Genomic DNA, 19,891 nt, shown 5'->3' on the forward strand with positions numbered 1-19,891 from the left:
AGGGATGGGCCAGAGCCCACACCGTGCCCGGATGGTCGTCCTGGGGGAGTGGCGTCGCGTTGGGGCGGGCAGGTGAACGCCTTGAGTAGGTCGGGCAGGTCAGCTGCCGCCGCCCCCGCAACCGCCGCCACCGCAGCCGGACCCGCCACCGCAGCCTGAGGAGCCGCTGCCGCAGCCCGAGGACGAGGAGCCGCTGCCGCAGCTCGACCCGCTGTAGGTCGATCCGCCGCAACCACCGGAATGGGTGCCGCTGCTGCTGCCGGACGTCGACCGCGGCCTGCGTCGAGATGCGGCCCGGGGGATGTAGGTGTCCAGCGCCCTGCTCAGGTCCGTGTCGCGCAGTGCCCAGTGACCGTACAGCGCGACGTACACCGGTCCGTTTCCCGAGCCCGCGGGGTGCGCCTGGCGTACCCGGCCCAGCTCCGCCGCGCCGTCGGCCGTGAGCCTGCCCCGCCTGAACTTCCTGTCGCCGGCGAGCACGCCCACCGCGCCGATCCCGGTGGCCAGCAGGACGAGTACGGTGACCAGCGGTAACGGCGTCGGGCCTGCGGCGAGCACGACCGCCCCTGCGACGACCCCGGCGACCGCCAGGACGGAGATCACCCGCAGCCCGCGGGCCAGCCGCGTGAGCCGTGCGAGACGGGCATCGGTCACGATCAGGCCCAGCTCGGCGACACGGTGCTCCAGCTCTCTCATGGCCGGGCCACCGCCCACGGCCCGGCTCACCAGGAACCTTGACGGGCCGTCGTTCGCCGTGACGGCGGCCAGAGTCTCCCGCTCGACAGGCTCGTCCGTGGCGGATCTCTTGGAGACGGTGTAGAAGCGCGGCCCCCGTGACACGCGCAGCTCCCCGTTTTCGGCCAGGAGCGTGATGGCCGTGTCGACCACTTTCCCGGATCCGCCCGCCAGATAGGCGAGTTCGTAATGATCGAGGTCGCGCGCGCGGGATCCGGCCGCGGCCGCCCGGGTGGCGGCGTGCTCGCGTTTGATCGCGAAGGCGATGGTGACGGTGATCGCCGCCAGGGCCACCGAGAGAATCAGCAGGACAAGGTCCATTACGGCCTCCCTCTGTGCAGCCGATGAGGCTGGTTATCTGAGAGACGCGTAAGGACCTGGAAGAGGTTTCGTTTTGCTCATTTAGATTCCCGGCGCGCGCGGGCCCCTTCGCGCCGCGTGCGCCCGGGGCCCGCGTGTCCGGCTCGGCTCAGGGGCTCAGCAGCGGGGCGCCACGGCGTCGATCTTGCCGCCGAAGTCGTCCTTGTAAACCCTGCGGTAGTCGCCGTCCCGGACGACGCGTGTCTCCTTGCGGTCGGGGACGTGGATCCAGTTGATGAAACATCCGTCGGCGTGTGCCATGAAGGAGCCCACGTTGTCGTGCAGGGCCGGAGGGACGTCCACGTAGCCGTTCCCCGGGTTCCAGCACCACGACGAGCCGGTGTAGTCCCGCCCGCTGTACAGGCAGATGTCTCCGGCCCGGGCCGAGCCGGAGACGGGTGGGGCCGCCGCCGTGGCGGGGGCGGCGCAAGCCAGGATGGCGAGGGCGACGGTGCCGGTAATCGATGCGATGCGCATGCCGCGTGTGCTCGACTTCATTACGGTTTCTCCTCGTGTCGGTGCAGCCTGGAGGGCTTCCAGGACAGCTCCATCACAGGGTGTAACAGATCCGATACGCAGCGCGTCTACCTGGCGGATACAAGATCCGGGCCTGCGGTCGGCAAGAAGTGGCGGCCGCGTCATAGCGGGACGTCGAGCGCGGTGCAGTCGCGCGGTTCTCGCCACAAAATTGTTGACAATCCAAGCAGGTTTATGTGATCAAGGTGTCGTGTGGCAACCCCTTGACGGTTGTCGCCGATATTGTAAACAATCTGTTTCCCAAGATGACCAACGACATTGGGGGACCACGTATGGCGGACCATCCCAAGCCTTCCGCCCGAGCCCGTGAGCTTGTCGCGGGCGCCTACGACATCCACATCCACGTGGCACCCGATGTGATGCGCAGGCGGATAGACGACCTCACCCTGGCGGGGCGCTTCGCGGAGGTGGGGCTGGCCGGGTTCGTGCTCAAGTCGCACTACGTCCCCACGACGGAGCGGGCCGCGGTGGTGCGGGCGGCGGTGCCCGGGTTCGGCGCGGTCGGCGCGATCACCCTGAACGCGTCCGTGGGCGGCATGAACCCCGTCGCCGTCGAGATCGCCGCCCGCGGCGGCGCGCAGGTCGTGTGGCTGCCCACCGTCGACAGCGCCAACCAGCGGGCCTGTACGGCCGGCGACCCAGAGGGGGCCACGCCGCCCATGTGGGCCCGGTTGCAGGCCGAGCTGCGGGAGGCGGGGATGGCGGCCGATCCGGTCGACGTCGTGGAGCCCGGCGGAGCCGTGCTGGAGCGGACCCGGCAGGTGCTGCGGGTGATCGCCGGGCACGACATGACGCTCGCCACCGGTCACCTCAGCGCGGACGAGATCGACGCGGTGGTGGACGCGGCCGCGGAGGAGGGCGTCCGCCGCATCGTGATCACCCATCCGGAGTTCACCTCCCAGCGGGTCGCGATCGACCGGCAGCGGGCGCTCGCGGCCAAGGGCGCGCTGCTCGAACGCTGCTTCACCACGCCGCACTCCGGCAAGGTCTCCTGGAAGACGTGGTACGAGCACATCGACGCCGTGGGCCCGGAGCACTCGGTGCTCTCCAGCGACCTCGGCCAGCCGTTCAACCCGCCCGTGGAGGACGGTCTCGCCCTGCTGGCCGACCGGCTGCTCGCCGAGGGCTTCACCGAGGAGGACGTCCGGACCATGGCCGTCGGCAACTCCCGTCGGCTGGCGGGTGCGGAATGAGCGGCGCGGGCGCTGAGCGTGCGACGAGCGCGGGCGGCGGGCGCGGGACGGGCGGTCCGGTGATCAAGGTGAGCGGGCTGGCCAAGCAGTTCGTCAAGGGTGACGTCGGCATCGTGGCGCTGCGCGACTTCGACCTGGAGATCGCGGAGGGCGGCTTCGTCAGCGTGCTCGGCCGCAGCGGCTGCGGCAAGTCGACGATGCTCAACCTGATGGCCGGTCTCACCACGCCGACCGCGGGCTCGGTCGTCTACCGGGGCGAGCCGGTCTCCGGCCCGCGTACGCAGCTGGGCTACCTCACCCAGTCCGACACGCTCATGCCGTGGCGGGACGTCCGCCGCAACGTCGAGCTCCCCCTGGAGATCGGCGGCGTGCCCGCGCGGCCGCGCAGGGAACGCGCGGCCGAGCTCATCAAGAAGGTCGGCCTGGAGGGGTTCGAGCGGCACTACCCACGCGAGCTGTCCGGCGGGATGCGCCGCCGGGTCAGCCTGGCCAGGATGCTGGCCGGCGACCCCGAGACGCTGCTCATGGACGAGCCGTTCGGCGCGCTCGACGCCCAGTTGCGCGGCGACCTGCAGGCGGAGCTGCTGCGGCTGTGGGAGGAGAGCGGGCAGACGGTGGTGTTCGTGACCCACGACATCGAGGAGGCGCTGTTGCTCGGCGACAGGGTCGTCGTGCTCGGCCGGGCCGGCCGCATCGTGCTCGACCGGCCGATCGACCTGCCCAGACCCAGGGACGCCGACGAGCTGCGCGTTGACCCGGACTTCGTCGCCCTGCACCGCGAGCTGACCGGCGCCCTGCGGGAGGGAGCGCGATGACCGCCGTCCACACCGTGAACCTCGACCGGAGCTGGTGGAGCAGGCACGGCGGCACCGTGACCGTCTGGTCGCTGCGGACGCTGCTGGTGGCGGCGCTGCTGGTCGTGTGGGAGCTGACCGCCGAGCGGTGGTTCGACATCACCTTCACCAGCAGGCCGAGCGACATCTGGACCCGCCTCGTCCAATGGCACCAGGACGGGACGCTGTGGTCCAACACCTGGATCACCGTCCAGGAGATCGTGTACGGCTTCGTGGTCGGCGCGGTCGCCGGCGCGCTGACCGGCTTCCTGCTCGCCTCGGCGCCCGCCGTCTACCGGGTCCTCGATCCGTTCGTCATGGCCCTGTACGCGATCCCCAAGGTCGCGCTGGCCCCGCTGTTCATCGTCTGGTTCGGCATCGGCATGCACATGAAGGTGCTGCTGGCCGCGGCGACGGTGTTCTTCCTCGTCTTCCTCAACACGGCCGCGGGCGTGCGCGAGGTGGACCGCGGCCTGATCGACGCCGTGCGCCTGATGGGCGGCGGCCGGAGAGAGATCATGATCAAGGTGGTCGTGCCGTCGTCCATGACCGGGCTGCTCACCGGGCTCAAGGTGGCCATCCCGTACGCCCTCATCGGCGCCGTGATCGGTGAGCTGGTGGCCTCCAACCGCGGGCTCGGCTATCTGATCAACGACGCGGCCGCGCAGTTCGACACCGCGGGGGTGTTCGCCACGCTGGCGGTCCTGAGCGTGATCGCGGCCCTGCTCAACCTCCTGGTCGGGCTGCTCGACCGCCGGGCCGGCCGCTGGAAGCCGATGGGGGCCGACCGGTGAGGCGCGCCGTCCTGCCGATCCTGGCCGCCCTCGTCCTGGCCGTGACCGGCTGCGCGCAACGCAGCTCGACGACGCCGCCCGGCGTGCTGAACGTCGGCCAGATCAGCAACTCGATCGCGTTCTTCCCGCTCTTCGTGGCCGAACAGAAGGGATATTTCACCCAGGCCGGGGTCACGCTCGGCGAGCGGCCCAGGCTCGGCACCGGCGCCAAGGTCGCGGCGGCGCTCAAATCCGGCAGCATCGACCTGGGCGCGGGCGTGCTGACCGACGCACTCAACCTCGCCAGGATCGACGACAAGGGCAGGCTGGTGGCCAACCTGGTCGACCGCTACTACGTCGACGTCGTGGTCGGCTCCTCCTTCACCGGCGCCGCCGCCACCGACCCGCTCGACCAGCGCATCCGCGCCCTGCGCGGCAAGAAGATCGGCATCACCGGGCCGGGAAGCGGGACCGAGGCGCTGGTCACCTACCTGTTCGCCAAGGTCGGCATGGACTCCGCCACCGACTGCGAGCTGGTCAACCTCGGCAGCACCGCCGCCGCGGCGCTCGGCGCGCTCAAGGCCGGACGGGTGGACGCGCTCGCCTTCTTCCAGCCGATCGCCCAGCAGGCGGCCGCCGCCGGCATCGGCACCCGCTTCATCTCGCCCGCCGCTGGTGACGTGCCCGGCCTGGAACGGACCGCGCACGGCGTCGTGTTCACCACCCAGCGGATCATCGACAAGAAGCCCAAGGAGGTGGCCGCCTTCCAGGCCGGGCTGGAGCGCGCCCAGCGCTTCATCCACGAGGCCGACCCCGCCGAGATCACGCGGCTGCTGACCGTCTACCTCAAGGGCATCGACCCGAAGGCGCTGACCGAGCTGCCGGGTCTCATGCGTACGGAGATGCCGGAGAGCATCGGCTTCACGCGGGCCTCCTTCGACACGGCCATCGCCTTCCACCGCGCGACCGGCCTGGTCAAGCACCTCCCCACGTACGAGAAGATCGTGCCACCCCCGCTGCGGACGACGCCCTAGCAGAATGTCCGATCGAAGCTTTGATTTCCCATGTGCACCTGATTATCCAAGTCCGGGCACGACTCGATAGGCGCGTCCAAATTGTCGCCGCGCCCGAGTTACGGGGAGTGGAGATCAGATGATCATTCAGGAAGTGCGGGAGAAGAGCGTCCCTGAGGGCCGCGCGGTCATCGGGACGGCCGTGGCCGACACGACGAAGCTGCTGCTGCAGCCGCCGTTCACCATCGAACCGGCGCCCGTCCAGCGTGCGGCCCCGGCTCCGGTCCCCATCCCGGTCCCGCCGATCGTCGGGCCCCGGATCCTCATCTACAAGCAGGACCCCACCGTCGCCGAACTGGGCGTCAGGCCGATCTTCATCCCCAACCCGGTGCTCAACGGGCCCACCGACGCCCGGATCATCACCCAGCTGCCCGGCACCACGCCCGTGGCGCGCAGCGTCAACGGCGACTTCATCTTCGTCCCCAACTCGCCGGAGTTCGACTGCTCGCACACGTACGCGGTCGTCCGGGAGACGCTGACGATGTACGAGCGCCACAACGGCGGCACGCCCATCCCGTTCGCCTGGAACACCGGCGGGAACCTCGACCGGCTCACCGTCTTCCCGCACGCCGCGGTCGGGGCCAACGCCTTCTACACCAGGACGGCCAAGGCGCTGAAGTTCCTCTTCTTCACCCCGACCGGCACCACGCAGCAGGTCTTCACCTGCCGCTCGCTGGACATCGTCGCGCACGAGACCGGCCACGCGATCCTCGACGGGCTCAAGCCGGGCTGGCTCGCCGCGGACAACCCGCCGCAGACCGGCGGCCTGCACGAGTCGTTCGGCGACCTGACCGCGGTCTTCCTGACGCTGGCGCAGCCGGACCAGGCCGAGGCGCTCGTCGCGCTCACCAAGGCCAACCTGCACGCCAAGTCGTTCCTGTCGGCCCTGGCCGAGCAGTTCGGGCAGGCGCTCGGCCGGCCGTTCGGCCTGCGCAACGCCGACAACGACCTCAAGCTGAGTGAGGTCAGCAACGAGGTGCACGCGATCTCGCAGGTGTTCACCGGCGGCATCTACGACGTGCTGGCCGACATCTACGCGTTCGAACGCACCCGGCAGGGCGCGCTCAAGAGCCCCACCGTGATCCTCATGGAGGTCGCGAACCAGCTGTGCGAGCTGCTGTTCAAGGCGATCGTGAAGGCGCCCGCGACCAAGGCCACCTACACGGACGTCGTCAACCAGATGCTGCAGGTCTCGGCCGCCCAGGGCGATCCCAACATCTACCGGACCTTCATCCGCAACCGGTTCGCCTTCCGCGAGGTGGTGACGTCGCCCACGCCGTTCTCCGAGATGCTCTCCGGCGAGATGGACTTCAGGAACGCCGACTACACCGGCGACGGCAAGACCGCGAAGGACATCACCAACGTCAAGCCCGCCGACGCGTCGTCGGCCAGCCTGCGCGCGGTGCAGGACCGTTCGAGCTGCTGCGGCACCATGCAGCTGCCGGAGTTCCAGGTGATCGGCGCCGACAAGCTGACGACCAAGGGTCAGTTGCACGACGACGACATCCTCGCCTCGGAACTGAGCGCGCTGAAGAAGGCGTTCAAGTAGCACCTCGCCGTATCGTGCGGTACGGCAGGGGGAGTCAGACATGCGTGTGAAGATCGAGAGAACCGGCGGCTTCGCCGGCATCGAGGAGGCCGTCGGTGAGTACGACACCGACGACCTCCCCGAGCCGCAGGCCGCCAGGGTGTACGAGGCGCTGTCCGCCATCGACGCCGCCACGGCCGAGGGCGGGTCCGGGGAGGTGGGCGCCGACCTGATGACCTACCGGATCACCGTCGGCAACGGCGCGGGACGGGTCTACACGGTCTCCGACGACCCTTCGTCGAAGGCGGCCGACCCGCTGGCCGTGCTGCTGCGCCCGTCCGCCTGACCGGACGCCGCCATCCAGGCCGCGATCTGCGCCCGCGAGTTGACGCCGAGCTTGTTCAGGATGTTGCGGACGTGGCTGTCGACGGTGTGCTCGGAGATGAACAGGCGGGCCGCGATCCGCTTGTTGCTCAGCCCGTCGGCGACCAGCCGGGCGACCTCCGCCTCCCGCTTCCCGAGCGGCCCCGCGTCGGCGGGGGCGGCCCGGGCGGCGGGAGCCGGCTCGCCGAGCGCCAGCCTGATCGCGGCGTCGCGGCTCAGGCGTGCGCCGGCCTCGTACTCGGCCCTGAACCCGGGCTCGCCGAGCGCCGCCGTCGCCGACTCCTCGGCCCGGGCGACCAGCCGGGTCAGGTACGGCTGGAGGCTCGCGCCGGCGCCCGTGCGCACCGTCTCCGCCGCTCCGAGCAGCCGCGCCGCGACCTGAGCCTGTCCGGAGGCCGCGGCGTGGCAGCCCAGGGCGTCGAGCAGGCAGTACTGCGCCACCCGGTCGTCGATCCGGTGGGCGATCGGCAGGGCCTCCGCGAGCAGCGGCTTCGACTCGTCGAGCGCGCCGGCCATCAGCATGGCCGAGCCGAGGTTCAGCAGCATCATGCCGAGGCTGTAGAGGTCGCCGATCTCCCGGCTGATCCGCACGCCCTGCGACGCCGCGGCCCTGACGTCGTCGAGGTCGCCGTCGGCCAGGCCGTTCAGCGCTCGCGACTGCAGCGCCATGAGCGTGGCCGGGAGGTCGTCGAGGGCCGCCGCGACGGAGTGGGCCTCCTCGGACAGGCGCCTGGCGGACAGGCGATCGCCGGCCATGTTCGCGGCGAGGGAGAGCGACTGCGACAGCAGGCTGCGCAGGTCCGCCTCCCGAGCGGCCGTCACCGCCCGTTCGAGCGCCGGGCGGGCGGCGGCCGGATCCGACTGCAGCACGGCCAGGAAGCCGCGCATGAAGTACCCATGAGCCCGCGTCGGCGGGTCGCCGAGGCCGGAGGCGAGCAGTTCGTCCAGCCATCGGACGCCCTCGCTCGTGGCCCGCGTCATCCAGTACCAGCCGAGGAAGTAGACGAGGGCAACCCCTTCCTGGGCCGGGCAGCGCCTGAGGACCGACCGGATGTTGTCGATCTCCAGGTCCATCCACGCGAGCCACTCGACGAGCCGGACCCGGGCCTCGGCCGCGGACCGGCGGCACCTCGACCGGTAGTAGCCGGAGCAGCGCCGTTCGACGGCCTCCTCCTCGCCGGCCGCGCGCAGCTTGAGCCCGGCGTACTCGCGCATCGTCTCGTGCAGCCGGTAGCAGGCCAGGCTGCCGGCGTCCTCCTTCATCACCAGGGACTTGTCGACGAGCGACGACAGCAGATCCAGCGCCCGCTCCGCCGGCACGTCGTCCCACGCGCAGACCGACTCGACGTCTTCCAGGGTGAACCTGCCGGAGAACACGGACAGCCGCCTCAGCAGCGCCTGCTCGCCCGCCGCCAGCAGGTCGTGGCTCCAGTCGATGGCGGTACGCAGGGTCTGATGGCGGGGCATTGCGGCCCGTACCCCGCCGGTGAGCAGGCCGAACCGGTCGGACAGCCGGTCGAGGATCTGCTCGGCGGACAGGACCCGCGTCCTGACGGCCGCCAGCTCGATCGCCAGCGGCAGGCCGTCGAGCCGGCGGCACAGCTCGGCCACGGCCGCCTGGTTCGCGGCGGTCAGCTCGAAGGCGCCCGATCCGGCCGCGGCCCGTTCCACGAAGAGCGTGACCGCCTCGTTCTGCCGGACCCGCGCGAGGGGCCCGGCCACGGGCAGCTGGAGCGGCGGCACCGGCACCACGTGCTCACCCGGCGCCGACAGCGGCTCCCGGCTGGTGGCCAGCACGCTCACGCCCGGCGCGGCTTTCATGATCTCCGTCACGAGCCGGGAGGCCGCTTCGAGCAGGTGCTCGCAGTTGTCCAGCACGATCAGCAGCCGCTTGTCGCGCAGGTGGGCCGGCAGCCGGGCCAGGGGATCGGCCGCCGCCTGGTCCCGCAGGTCCAGGGTCGCCAGCACGGTGTCGCCGACCCGCGCCGGATCCCGGACCTCGGCCAGCTCGACCAGCCACGCGCCGCCGGGGAACCCGCGTCCGAGGCCGGACGCCATCCGCACCGCGAGGCGGGTCTTGCCCACGCCGCCCGGCCCGACGAGGCTGACCAGCCGGGCCTCGGTGAGCTTCTTCCTGACTTCTGCCAGCTCGTGGCGGCGGCCGATGAAGCTGGTCGCTTCGGCCGGCAGGTTGCCCGAGCGGCGCGGCGGTCTGGCCATCGTTGATCTGGACACTACTCCCGGCGGCGGATCGATTGGCCCCCTAAATCACGAATTTCCGTGATATCCGCGCTCGGAGGCGGCTGCCTACGCTGACCAGCGACGCGGCCGCGCGGCGCGTCCTGCCGGCAACTCGTCCAAGGGGGCACCATGAAGGCAATCCGCTATGACCGGTACGGCTCGCCCGACGTCCTCGAGCTCCACGACGTCGACCCACCCGCCGTGGGCGACGACGACGTCATGGTCAGCGTGAAGGCGGCCGCCGTCAACCCGCTCGACTACCACTTCATGAGGGGCACGCCGTACGTGGTCCGCTCGATGAGCGGCCTGTCACGGCCCAAGCCCATCGGCATGGGCGCCGACCTGGCGGGGTGCGTCGAAGCGGTGGGCAGGAACGTCACCAGGCTCCGGCCGGGGGACGAGGTGTTCGGCGGCCGGGCGAAGCCGGAGGCGCGCAGCGCGGCGTTCGCCGAGTACGCCTGCTTCCGCCAGGACGCGATGCTCCTGAAGAAGCCGGTCAACCTGACCTTCGAGGAGGCCGCCGCCATCCCGGTGGCCGCGCTCACCGCCCTGCAGGCGCTGCGGGACAAGGCGCGCGTCCGGGCCGGGCAGCGGGTCCTCGTCAACGGCGCCGGGGGAGGCGTGGGCACGTTCGCGGTCCAGCTCGCCAAGGCGTACGGGGCCGAGGTCACCGGCGTGTGCGGCACCGGGAACGTGGAGATGGTCCGCTCGATCGGCGCCGACCACGTCGTGGACTACACCCGGGACGACGTCACCCGGGCCGGGCGGCGCTACGACGCGATGATCGACATGGTCGGAAACCATTCGCTGTCCGAGATCAGGCGCGTGCTGGCCCCGAAGGGGGTGCTGGTGGCCGTCGGGGGGCCGGTCAAAGGGCTGTGGCTGGCGCCCTTCACCGGTCCGCTCAAGCTGATGGCGCTCTCCATGGTCATGAGCCAGCGGCTGGCGCCCATGCTGTCGCGGACGAGCAGCGAGGATCTCGAACTCCTGCGGGACTTCGCCGAAGCCGGGAAGATCACGCCGGTCATCGACCGGACGTATCCGCTCAAGGAGCTGCCCGAAGCCGTCCGCTACCTCGAGAAGGGCCACGCCCGGGGGAAGGTCGTCATCACCATATAGTTGGAAAAATAGGTAGACCGGTCTATATTTTCCGCATGATAGGAACCAAAGGCGCGCAAACCAGCGCACGGCTGGTGGAATCGATGCTCGAACTGATCCAGGCCCGCGGCTACAGCGGCACGGGCCTCAACACCGTGGTCGAGCACGCCCGCGCTCCCAAGGGATCGCTGTACTTCCACTTCCCCGAGGGGAAGGAGGCGCTCGGCGAGAAGGCCGTCGCGCTCGCCGCCGAGCGGTTCCGCGCCCTCGTGGTCGAGTCGGCGCTGGAACCGGGGAGCCCGGGCGACGTGGTCCGGCGCGTGATCGACGTGCTGGCCGGCATGCTCACGGACAGCGACTTCCAGCTCGGCTGCCCGGTCTCGGTGGTCACGCTGGAGATGGGCGCGCAGAGCGAGCGGCTGCGGGAGGCCTGCGCGGACGCGTTCGGCTCCTGGATCGACCCCATGGCCGAGTACCTCGTGGCCCAGGGCCGCCCGGCCGCCGCGGCGCGGACGCTGGCGACGGCCGTGGTCAGCACGGTCGAGGGGGCGATGATCATGTCACGCGCCCGGCGGTCGGTGGAGCCGCTGCGCTGCGCCGCCGACGTCATCGCCGCGCTCCTGGCCGGGGAGAGGCTGTCATGAGCCGGCACGCCCTGGTGTTCGGGGCGACGGGGCTCATCGGACGCCACCTGATCCTCGCGCTCGGCCAGGCCGGCGTACGGGTGAGCGCGGCCACCCGGAGCCCCGAGTCGTACCGGCGGCTGGTCCGCTGGCTGGAGGAGCACGGGCACGGCGAGGCCCCGGCCGATCTCCGGGTCGACTTCGAGACGCCGTCGCTGATCCGCGGCGACGCGGCGGACGTCACCGAGATCTACAACTGCGCCGGCGCCTACCGGTTCGGGATGCCGGCGGAGGAGGCCCGCCGCGCCAACGTCGACAGCGTCCGCGCCGTCGTCGCCTTCGCGGCGCGGCTGCCCCGGCTGCGCCGCCTCGTGCACGTCTCCGGCTACCGGGTGGGCGGGCAGGACCCCGAGCCCTGGAGCGACGAGCGACGGCGGGAGACGTACGAGGCGCTGGGAGCGTACGAGGCGTCGAAGGTCGAGTCGGACGCGGTGCTCAAGGCCACCGCGGAGCGGCTCGGCGTCCCCTGGTCCGTCGTCAACCCCTCCAGCGTGATCGGTGACAGCGTCACCGGCGAGTCGGACCAGCAACTGGGCCTCGCGTCGAGCGTGAAGGAGATCTGGCAGGGCAGCATGGCGGCGCTGCCGGGAGCCGCCACGACGTTCGTGCCGGTGGTCACGGTCGACCATCTGGCCCGGTTCATGACCCTGCTCCCGCTGGACGAGGCCGCCGAGCGGAGCGCGTACTGGGTGCTCGACGACGACACGCCCGCGTTGCCCGACCTGCTCGCCCGCGTCGCGGAGCACTACCAGGTCAGAGCGCCGCGTACGCGGATCCCGGTGTCCCTCCTGAAGCGCCTGCCCCGAGCGCTCACCAAGGCCGACCCGGAGACGCTGACGTTCCTCTCGGACGACCGCTACCCCACAGGTCCGGCGGACGCCTTCGCCGCCCGGCACGGCCTCGCCATGCCGGACGTCACCACGTCCGTCCTGCGCTGGGCCGACCACCTGGCGGCCCACCGGTTCGGAGCCGTCCCCGCAGGTCGGCGGCGCTTCACCGCGCCCGGCGGGGTCCGCACCTTCGAACTCGGCGAACCGGACGCGCCCACCGTGGTCCTGCCGGGCCTGCCGGTGAACGCCGACACCTGGGCCCCGGTCGCCGCGGCGCTGGACCACGCCCGCGTCGTGGACCTGCCCGGGCTGGGGCTGAGCGCGGGGCGACTCGGGGACTGGCCGCGCTGGCTGACCGCGCTCGTGGACGAGACCGGCGCCCGTCACCTGGTGGGTCACTCCGTGGGGGCGGCGGCCGCCCTGGAGGCGGCACTCGCGCGTCCCGATCTGGTGGACCGGCTCACGCTCGTGTCGCCGTTCTTCCTCCAGGCGCGCGCCGGTCTCGCCGCGCGGTCGGCGTTCCTGAGCCGCCGGTATCTGGGCCGGGTACGCCCTGAGGCGCTGGCGCAGCGGCTCACCGGGGACGTGGCGTACGCGAAGGCGCTGGAGTCCAGCGTCGCCGACCTGCGCCGGGGCCGCGTGGCCGCCGACGTCGCCCGGCTCCTGGCCGGCGTCGGCCGGGAGGACCGGCGCGCGGACCTCCGGGCCAAGCTGCGGCGGTACGCGGGGAGCGTGCACGTCATCGTGGGAGCCGGCGACCCGCTCACCGCCGAGGGACGCATGCTGCTGGACACGCTCCCCCGGGCCACGGTGACGGTCGTCCCCGGCGCCGGCCATCACCCCCAGCTGACGCACCCGGACGAGCTCGCCCACGCCATCCGGATCCCCTCGGCGGAGGTGCGGGAGCCCAGCTCTCCCGCCGTGCCGTCTTAGGGGCCGCCACGTTCGACCCGGGTGACGGCCGGGTTGGTCAGAGGGCCTCCTCGGGCTGCCAGGAGGCGTGGATCATGGCCCGTTCCGTGGCGGCGAGGTGGGTGGCGGCGGCCACCCACGCCCACGCGTACCGGTCCGGCCCCGTGTCCGTCAACCGCCCGAACACGTCACGGCTCCGGCGGTCCGCCTCGGCGGTCAGCCCCGTGACCAGGTCGGCGGCGGCCTGGAACCCGGCGCTGCGCAGCTGGGCGTACGACTCGCCGTTGCGGGCCGACTCGGCCACCGCCCGCCTCCCGCCGGACACGGCCAGCTCGACCAGCCTGCGCACCCGCCAGAGCGGCGCGCCGGCCACCGGGTCCACCTCGTCGCCGTCCGGGGGTGGCGGGCAGGCGTCCTGGGGCGGGATGTGGGCTCCCTGGAGCCGGTCGTACCCGAGGTCGGCGTGCCCCTGCCATTCGGGGGGCAGGCGCAGCGTCGCCTCGGTGCCGGGAACCGGACCGACCGCCAGCGGGAGCAGCGTCGCCACCCGGTCCGGCTCCACCCGGCCCACCACCCGTACGAGCAGGCCCGGACGGGAGGCGAGGCGCCGCAGGTTGTCGACGTGGGCCAGCTCGGGGTGGTGACTGGCCGGGACGAGCCGGATCAGCGGACCGTGGCCCCGCACGTCACCCCCGGAATCGGGCAGCACCGCGCGGGCCAGTACGTGGTCGCCTGCCGCGCCGACGATGACCAGGTCGCAGCCGACCGGTTCGCGGGCCTGTTCCGCCGTGTCCGACTCGCTCCAGGCGTGACCGGAGAGCCGGGCGCCCGCCGCCTCCGCCAGCGGCCGGGCGAACAGGGCCGCCATCGGCCCCTCCGTCCACGGCATGCCGGAGACGGGCGTGGCCCGTACGCCCTTGCCCGCCCCGAGGCGCCCGTCCGGGGAGACGGTGGCGCCGACGATCAGCAGCCCGGCACGGGAGAGCTGGGAGTGGTTCAGCATGGCGGGGCCGATGGCGACGGGCGCGGTGGCGGCTCCACGGGCACGGGCCGATCCGCCCGGCTTGACGTCGGCCACCGAATACCAGCGGCCGTCCTCCGCGACCACGTGCGTCACCACGCCGCCGTACCCGGTGGCGCTGATCACCGGCTCCCTGAACACCCCGTAGACCTTCAGGCTCCCGCCCGGCTGGTAGTTGCGCCGTACGGTGCCGGCCAGCGCCGGGTCGGGGTCCGCCCCGGCCAGCCGGCCTGCGGTGAGCAGCAGCTCGCGCAGGGCGGAGACCAGGTCGGCGAGGCGGTGGCCGTCGTGGCGGGCGCGGGCGGCGCGCAGCCCCCGCACCACCCGCAGCGCGGCGGCCTCCGCTCCCGGCAACCCCGCGAGGCGGGCGGTGTGCGCGGCCCTCAGCAACTCGGCCTGGGGCACCGCGCCGGCGGCGGGCACCCCGGCGGCCAGCACGGCGGCGGCAGCGGCCCACAGCGCGGTCGCGGCGGCCACCTGCGCCGCCGTGGGGCCCGTCGCCTCGTCTGCCCCCTCAGCCGCACTGTCAGGTGTGCCGCTGACCTCCGGCTCCGCGGCCGTCTGCGCGCCGTCGGATCCGGCGAGCGCGGGTTCGGCGTCGGAGGAGTCGCGGGAGGCGGTCTCCTCTCCGCCGGGGAGCGCGTCCCCGATCGGGCAGGCGCTCAGTACGGCCGCACGATGCAGACAGCGCGGCGCCAGCAGGCAACTGCACGACGCCTGGCCACCATCGGTGATCACCGCGGACGGCCCCGGCGAGAGCGTGACGACCGCGTCCTCGCCGCAGGCGATCCGCACGCCCTCCCCGCCGGCCGTGACGGGCAGGGCCGCGTACTGTTCGATCGCCGCGTCCAGCTTCTTGCGCAGCCGCGAGGTCAGGCTCTCGACGGCGGCGGCCACCACCTCCGGGGTCACCGGCGGCAGCGGCCCGCCGCCACCGGGAGAGCCGGACGGGACGGTCTCCGGAGCGGTTTCGGGACTGGTTGACGTGGAGGGGTTCACCGGTGTTCTCCGCGGAGGCGGTCGCCCACCCATCGGGCGAGGGCGAGCGGGCTGAGCGCGGCCACGGGCATCCCGGCCGCGACGAGTTGCTGGGCGACAGGGATCGAGTAGCGGGGTACGCCGTCGTCGTCCAGGGCGGCGCATCCCATCAGGTGCACGCCGGAGCCGGCCAGCGCGCGCACCTCGGCGAGCAGGCCGCCGATCGGGTAGCCCTCCTCGAAGTCGCTGACCACCACGACGAGCGTGCGGCTCGGGACCGTGACCAGAGTACGGGCCTGGGCGAGCCCGGCGGCGATGTGCGTGCCGCCGCCGACCCGTACCTCCAGCAGGAGGGACAGCGGGTCGCTGACCCGGTCGGTCAGGTCGATCACCTGCGTGGAGAACGACAGGAAGTGCGTGGACAGCGTCGGCACCCCCGCCAGCACGGCGGCCGTCAGCGCCGACCAGATCACCGACGCCTCCATGGACCCGGAGACGTCCACCACCAGGATCAGCCGCCAGTCGGCCTCCCGGCGCGAACGCGTGCTGAACACCGGCCGCTCCGGCACCACCACGAGCCGGCCGTCGTCCAGGCGGCGCGTGTGCGCCAGGTTGGCGCGCAGGGTGCGCGGCAGGTCCAGCTTGCCGCCGGGCCGGCGGGTCGGGCGCGGCGTGGCGACCCCGGTCATGGCGGGCCGCAGGCGGGTGGCGAGCTCGCGGGTCAGCTCGTCCACCAGGCGGCGTACGAGCGGGCGCAGCTTGGCCACCTGCTGCTCCGGCAGGCCACCGGCCAGGGACAGCACGGAGGTCAGCAGGTCCACGGACGGCCGGACGGAGGCGGGGTCGAGTTCGGTCAGCACGTCATGGCGTCCGGCGTCGGCGGCGCGGGCCAGGACCTCCTCGCGTACCTCGGTGCCGAACAGCGCCTCCAGCTCCTCCGACCACTCGCGTGCCGTGGGGAACGGCGCCTCCTTGCCGCCCCCGTCCCCCGGGGCGGGCCCGAAGTCGTTGGCGCCTTCGCCGCGGCCCGACCCGTACAGCTCGTCCAGGGCGCGGGCGTACGAGCGGGCGTTGGGGGGCAGGTTTTCCGACTCCCGGCCGAGCAGCAACCGCCACCGGTCCGCGGGCCTCAGCCTGCGGTGTATGTCGGTCACGGGAACGGCGACCGCCTCCGGCTCCTCCGAGGTCCCGGCCTGCGGTTCATCCGCCGGTGCCGGGGTGCTCTCGATGGGGATGGGGAGCCGGAGCGCGCGCAGGGCCTCCAGGCCGGCCGCGTCGGCGGCGGTCCAGAGGGCCAGCAGCGCCGGCGGAGCGTGCAGGGCCACGTCGAGCCGGTCGCCGAGCCGTTCGGACACGACCCCCAGCAGCCGGGCGCGCCCGGCCGGGCTGAGCGTGTCGAACCCGCCGCGCAACGCCGGCAGCCGGTCCAGGAACTCCTTGTCCGTGAGCCCGTCCACCCGGTTCATGAGCGGGTCGAGCGCCGCCGGGGCCGACTGGAGCAGCGGCCCGGCGGCTGTGAGCACGCCGGTCAGCAGCCGGGCCAGCCGCAGGCGGGCGTCGGGGCCGGTGGCGGTGTCGATCCAGCCGGCCGCCCGGTCTCCGAGCGAGGCCGGGCCGTCCAGGTCCAGCAGCACGCGGGCGGCCAGCGCCGCCCCCTGCATGAGGGGCGAGGCCGTACGCGCGAGCACCGCCAGAGCGTCGTCCATCCGCAGGCCCAGGCGCTCCTCGCCGGCCCGGGAGGCGAGGGCGACCAGGGCGACCGCGTCCTCCGGTTGATCGCTGCCCGCCAGCCCCGGCAGGGCGCGTACCGCCGCCTCCAGGAGGGTGCCGGACAGCTCTCCGGCCTGCTCGCGGCCCTCCGGCGTGGTGCCGGGCAGGTGCCGACGGCGCAGGGCCTCCAGCAGGTCGAGGGCCTGGAGCAGCTCGGCGAGGCTCGCGGTGGCGGGCAGCGTGACGGCGGCGTCGGCGAGGCGGTCGGCCACCAGGTCGGGCAGGTCGCAGCCGGCCGCGGCGCGCAGGCCGCCGAGGATGAGGGCGCAGGTCGGGCCGCCGTCCGCCGACTCGCGGCGGTACGTCTCCCGCAGCGTCCCGGCCGCGGCCTGGGCGAGGGTCACACCGCGCACGCCCGCCAGGTCCAGCAGGGCCGGGACCGCGGGGGTCCAGGCCAGCCTCCACCTGGTGGTGAGCGCGGCTCCGTCGCCCGTGCCCATCACCTCGATCGGCTCGCCGTAGTTGACGCCGCAGACGAGGAGGCGCTGCAGGGCCACCTCGCGGCGGGCGTCGAGGTCGGAGCGGAGCGGATCGAGACGTACCTCCCGGGGTTCCGGGTTGTCGGGACACGGGAGGCGCAGAGCGGCGAGATCGGCCTCCACGGCGGGGCCGAGCCCGGAACGCGGCGTGCCGGGCGCGGTCCTGCCCCGCTGGGTGCCGACGAACACGGTGTCCAGGGCCCGCGCCAGAGCACGTCCCCGGCCGAGCGGCTCGCCCTGGCCGAGCACGGTCGTCACCGCCTCCAGCAGCTCGCCGCGCCCGGGGGCGGGCAGGCCGCGCAGGCCGGCCAGGTCGCAGGCGAGCCGCAGCGTCTCGACGGCCTCGCCGGTGCCCGCGGTGTGCCCGGCCGAGCGCAGTTCCCGGCACAGGTCCGTGATGGCGCGCGCGGCGCCGTCCCGGACCTTCCCGGGATCGCCTCCGGCCGCGAACACGGCCTGCTGCCAGCGCGGGTCCCGGATGCCGGCCGGGTAGCCGGACCGGGAGTCGAGCAGGTCGAACGCGTACGGCACGAGCGAGGTCACGGGCACAGGCCCGGCCCCGTCAGCCGGCCCCACGGCGGGGCCGGTGGCCTCGTCGGAGGGCAGGCGGAGCGCGGGAGCGTGGAAGGCGCCGATCACCGCCGCGACCCGGCGGCCACCGGCCGCGGCGACCGCGAGGACGCGGCGCATGTGGTCCTCGCGGGCCAGGTCCATCGCGGGCACGCCGCCCGCGGTCTCCGCGTCGCGGCGCAGGGCCCAGCCGACGCCGAGGGCGGCGCGGCGGACGGCCTCGGGTTCGCAACCGGGGGCGAGGACCTCGACGGCGCGGTCCCACATGTCGTCGCCGTCACGCCCGCTGCCGGCCCTGGCCAGCCCCTCGGCGAAGGAGACACCACGCGGGCCCGCCTCCTCGGCGAGGGGAGCCGGCGCGGTGGCGTCCCAGCCGCGGTCGGACAGCGGGAGGTCGCAGCAGACCACCTCCGCCCCGCGCTTCCAGGCCCACCGGATGGCCACCAGTTCGGGCGAGAAGTCGGCGAACGGGTAGAACCCGAGCCCGCCGTCGACCCGGGCCCCCGCGAGCGCCACCGGGGCCTGCGTCCCCGGGTCGGCCAGGTGCGCGAGCCAGGGCTGGAAGTCCGCCGGCAGCTCGACGCAGACCACCTCGGGGTCGGCGGCGTCCAGCAGCGCGGGCAGCACCACGGCCAGGGCGGGGCTGTGGTGCCGCACCCCCAGCAGGTACGGCCGCGACGAGGCCGCCAGCTCGGCGACCGCCTCCCGGGGATCCAGATCCGGGGCGGGCGGATTGAGGCTCTGAGCGGTCAACGGAGGTTCTCCCGCAGGTCCCACAGGCGGCGCCACATCGCCGACCCGTCCTCCGCGCGCCTGCGTACCGGCCCGTCCCAGTAGCCCAGCAGCCGCCCGTGATCCGCGGGGTCGTCCTTGCGCACGACCCCCAGCAGGTGACCGGGCACCAGGTCCAGCACGTCCCCGGTGGGCAGGTACGCCGCCGCCACCCCCAGCGAGGCCGCCACCTGCACGGCCTCGGCCGTGGACATGACGGTGCCGGGGCGTTCGACGTCCCAGCCCTCGGTGGAGCGGCCGGAGCGCAGGTCGCGGAAGACGGTGACCAGCGCGTCGAGCACGGCGTCGTCCACCCCGAAGGTCGCGCCGGCGCGCTCGACGACGGCCGTGGCCTGGCGGCGTACCAGGGAGACCTCGGCGTCGGCGTCGGAGATGGGGCCGACGGTCTCGAAGTTGAAGCGCCGCTTGAGGGCGGCCGACATCTCCGAGACGCCGCGGTCGCGCAGGTTGGCCGTGGCGATGACGGTGAACCCGGACGCCGCCGCGACCTGCGCGTCCTCGGTCCCGGCCAGCTCGGGCACGCTGACCCGCCGGTCGGACAGGATCGACACGAGCGCGTCCTGGACCTCGGGCAGGCAGCGGGTGATCTCCTCCACCCGGGCGACGCGGCCGGAGCGCATGGCGGTCAGCACGGGCGAGTCGACGAGCGCCGTCCGGCTGGGGCCCTGGGCGAGGAGCAGGGCGTAGTTCCAGCCGTAGCGGAAGGCGTCCTCGGTCGTGCCGGCGGTGCCCTGGACGGTGAGCGCGCTGGTGCCGCACACGGCGGCGGCCAGCAGCTCCGAGAGCATCGACTTGGCGGTGCCGGGCTCGCCGACCAGGAGCAGGCCGCGCTCGCCGGCGAGGGTGACGACGCAGCGTTCGACGAGGGCCCGTTCGCCGACGAACTTGGGCGCGATCTTCATCCGGCCGTCCAGCGTCTCGTCACCGCTGCCGCAGATGAAGGTGACGACCGCGCGCGGGGTCAGCGCCCAGCCGGGCGGGCGGGGGCCGGAGTCGTGGGCGGCGAGGAAGGCGAGTTCGGCGGCGTGGCGCTCCTCGGCGGGCAGCACCTGCCGGGCCGAGGGGGCGCGATCTTCGGTCAAGGTCATGAGAAGAGAAGTC

General features: G+C 73.3%; 15 protein-coding genes. 9 read left to right on the forward strand and 6 right to left on the reverse strand.

Annotated elements, in window-relative coordinates; translation table 11 throughout:
- Window positions 1-99: 99 nt before the first annotated feature.
- Both ACWEPL_RS34860 and ACWEPL_RS34865 read right to left on the reverse strand, forming a co-directional pair.
- Window positions 100-1,056 carry a TIGR04222 domain-containing membrane protein gene (locus tag ACWEPL_RS34860; protein WP_452438711.1) on the reverse strand — a complete coding sequence of 319 codons (957 nt, stop codon included), beginning with the start codon at window positions 1,054-1,056 and terminating at the stop codon, window positions 100-102.
- Between the two features lie 156 nt (window positions 1,057-1,212).
- The gene (locus ACWEPL_RS34865) at window positions 1,213-1,593 is read right to left on the reverse strand and encodes a peptidase inhibitor family I36 protein (protein ID WP_355202498.1); all 381 of its coding nucleotides are present in this window, start codon (window positions 1,591-1,593) and stop codon (window positions 1,213-1,215) included.
- Between the two features lie 311 nt (window positions 1,594-1,904).
- Here ACWEPL_RS34865 and ACWEPL_RS34870 point away from each other — a divergent pair, with 311 nt between their 5' ends.
- The 6 genes from ACWEPL_RS34870 to ACWEPL_RS34895 all read left to right on the forward strand — a co-directional run bounded on the left by ACWEPL_RS34870 (window position 1,905) and on the right by ACWEPL_RS34895 (window position 7,378).
- On the forward strand, window positions 1,905-2,825 hold the full coding sequence (locus ACWEPL_RS34870; RefSeq protein WP_452438712.1) for a DUF6282 family protein: 921 nt from the start codon (window positions 1,905-1,907) through the stop codon (window positions 2,823-2,825).
- Window positions 2,822-3,640, forward strand: coding sequence for an ABC transporter ATP-binding protein (locus tag ACWEPL_RS34875; RefSeq protein WP_452438713.1), 819 nt, complete (start codon window positions 2,822-2,824; stop codon window positions 3,638-3,640). The genes ACWEPL_RS34870 and ACWEPL_RS34875 overlap by 4 nt, the downstream gene beginning before the upstream one ends.
- Entirely contained in the window at window positions 3,637-4,452 is an 816-nt protein-coding gene (locus ACWEPL_RS34880) for an ABC transporter permease (RefSeq protein ID WP_363969440.1), read from the forward strand. The genes ACWEPL_RS34875 and ACWEPL_RS34880 overlap by 4 nt, the downstream gene beginning before the upstream one ends.
- Window positions 4,449-5,465, forward strand: a complete 1,017-nt coding sequence (locus ACWEPL_RS34885) for an ABC transporter substrate-binding protein (RefSeq protein ID WP_363969438.1) — start codon at window positions 4,449-4,451, stop codon at window positions 5,463-5,465. Before ACWEPL_RS34880 ends, ACWEPL_RS34885 begins: the two co-directional genes overlap by 4 nt.
- Window positions 5,466-5,583: 118 nt before the next feature.
- Window positions 5,584-7,053 (forward strand): gluzincin family metallopeptidase, encoded by a 1,470-nt coding sequence (locus tag ACWEPL_RS34890; RefSeq protein ID WP_363969436.1) that lies wholly within the window; start codon window positions 5,584-5,586, stop codon window positions 7,051-7,053.
- A gap of 40 nt (window positions 7,054-7,093) precedes the next feature.
- A complete protein-coding gene (locus ACWEPL_RS34895) occupies window positions 7,094-7,378 on the forward strand; it encodes a protealysin inhibitor emfourin (protein ID WP_319719532.1) in 285 nt (94 codons plus the stop codon).
- On the opposite strand, the gene ACWEPL_RS34900 is transcribed toward ACWEPL_RS34895, so the two are convergent.
- Window positions 7,306-9,651, reverse strand: coding sequence for a LuxR C-terminal-related transcriptional regulator (locus ACWEPL_RS34900; RefSeq protein WP_452438714.1), 2,346 nt, complete (start codon window positions 9,649-9,651; stop codon window positions 7,306-7,308). The genes ACWEPL_RS34895 and ACWEPL_RS34900 overlap by 73 nt on opposite strands.
- A gap of 135 nt (window positions 9,652-9,786) precedes the next feature.
- On the opposite strand from ACWEPL_RS34900, the gene ACWEPL_RS34905 reads away from it, so the two are divergent.
- From ACWEPL_RS34905 to ACWEPL_RS34915, 3 genes are all read left to right on the forward strand, one after another.
- The gene (locus tag ACWEPL_RS34905; protein WP_452438715.1) at window positions 9,787-10,776 is read left to right on the forward strand and encodes an NAD(P)-dependent alcohol dehydrogenase; all 990 of its coding nucleotides are present in this window, start codon (window positions 9,787-9,789) and stop codon (window positions 10,774-10,776) included.
- A gap of 83 nt (window positions 10,777-10,859) precedes the next feature.
- Window positions 10,860-11,399 carry a TetR/AcrR family transcriptional regulator gene (locus ACWEPL_RS34910; RefSeq protein ID WP_363969430.1) on the forward strand — a complete coding sequence of 180 codons (540 nt, stop codon included), beginning with the start codon at window positions 10,860-10,862 and terminating at the stop codon, window positions 11,397-11,399.
- On the forward strand, window positions 11,396-13,201 hold the full coding sequence (locus ACWEPL_RS34915; RefSeq protein ID WP_452438716.1) for an alpha/beta fold hydrolase: 1,806 nt from the start codon (window positions 11,396-11,398) through the stop codon (window positions 13,199-13,201). The genes ACWEPL_RS34910 and ACWEPL_RS34915 overlap by 4 nt, the downstream gene beginning before the upstream one ends.
- Before the next feature lie 37 nt (window positions 13,202-13,238).
- Here the strand turns inward: ACWEPL_RS34915 and ACWEPL_RS34920 are convergent, their stop codons facing one another.
- Genes ACWEPL_RS34920 through ACWEPL_RS34930 form a run of 3 tightly spaced genes read right to left on the reverse strand, consistent with a single transcriptional unit; the run spans window position 13,239 to window position 19,878 of the window.
- The gene (locus ACWEPL_RS34920) at window positions 13,239-15,200 is read right to left on the reverse strand and encodes an SWIM zinc finger family protein (protein WP_452438717.1); all 1,962 of its coding nucleotides are present in this window, start codon (window positions 15,198-15,200) and stop codon (window positions 13,239-13,241) included.
- A complete protein-coding gene (locus ACWEPL_RS34925) occupies window positions 15,197-18,751 on the reverse strand; it encodes a vWA domain-containing protein (protein ID WP_452438718.1) in 3,555 nt (1,184 codons plus the stop codon). Before ACWEPL_RS34925 ends, ACWEPL_RS34920 begins: the two co-directional genes overlap by 4 nt.
- Entirely contained in the window at window positions 18,748-19,878 is a 1,131-nt protein-coding gene (locus tag ACWEPL_RS34930) for an ATP-binding protein (RefSeq protein ID WP_350732152.1), read from the reverse strand. The genes ACWEPL_RS34925 and ACWEPL_RS34930 overlap by 4 nt, the downstream gene beginning before the upstream one ends.
- Window positions 19,879-19,891: the final 13 nt, after the last annotated feature.

The organism is Nonomuraea sp. NPDC004186 (assembly GCF_053603495.1).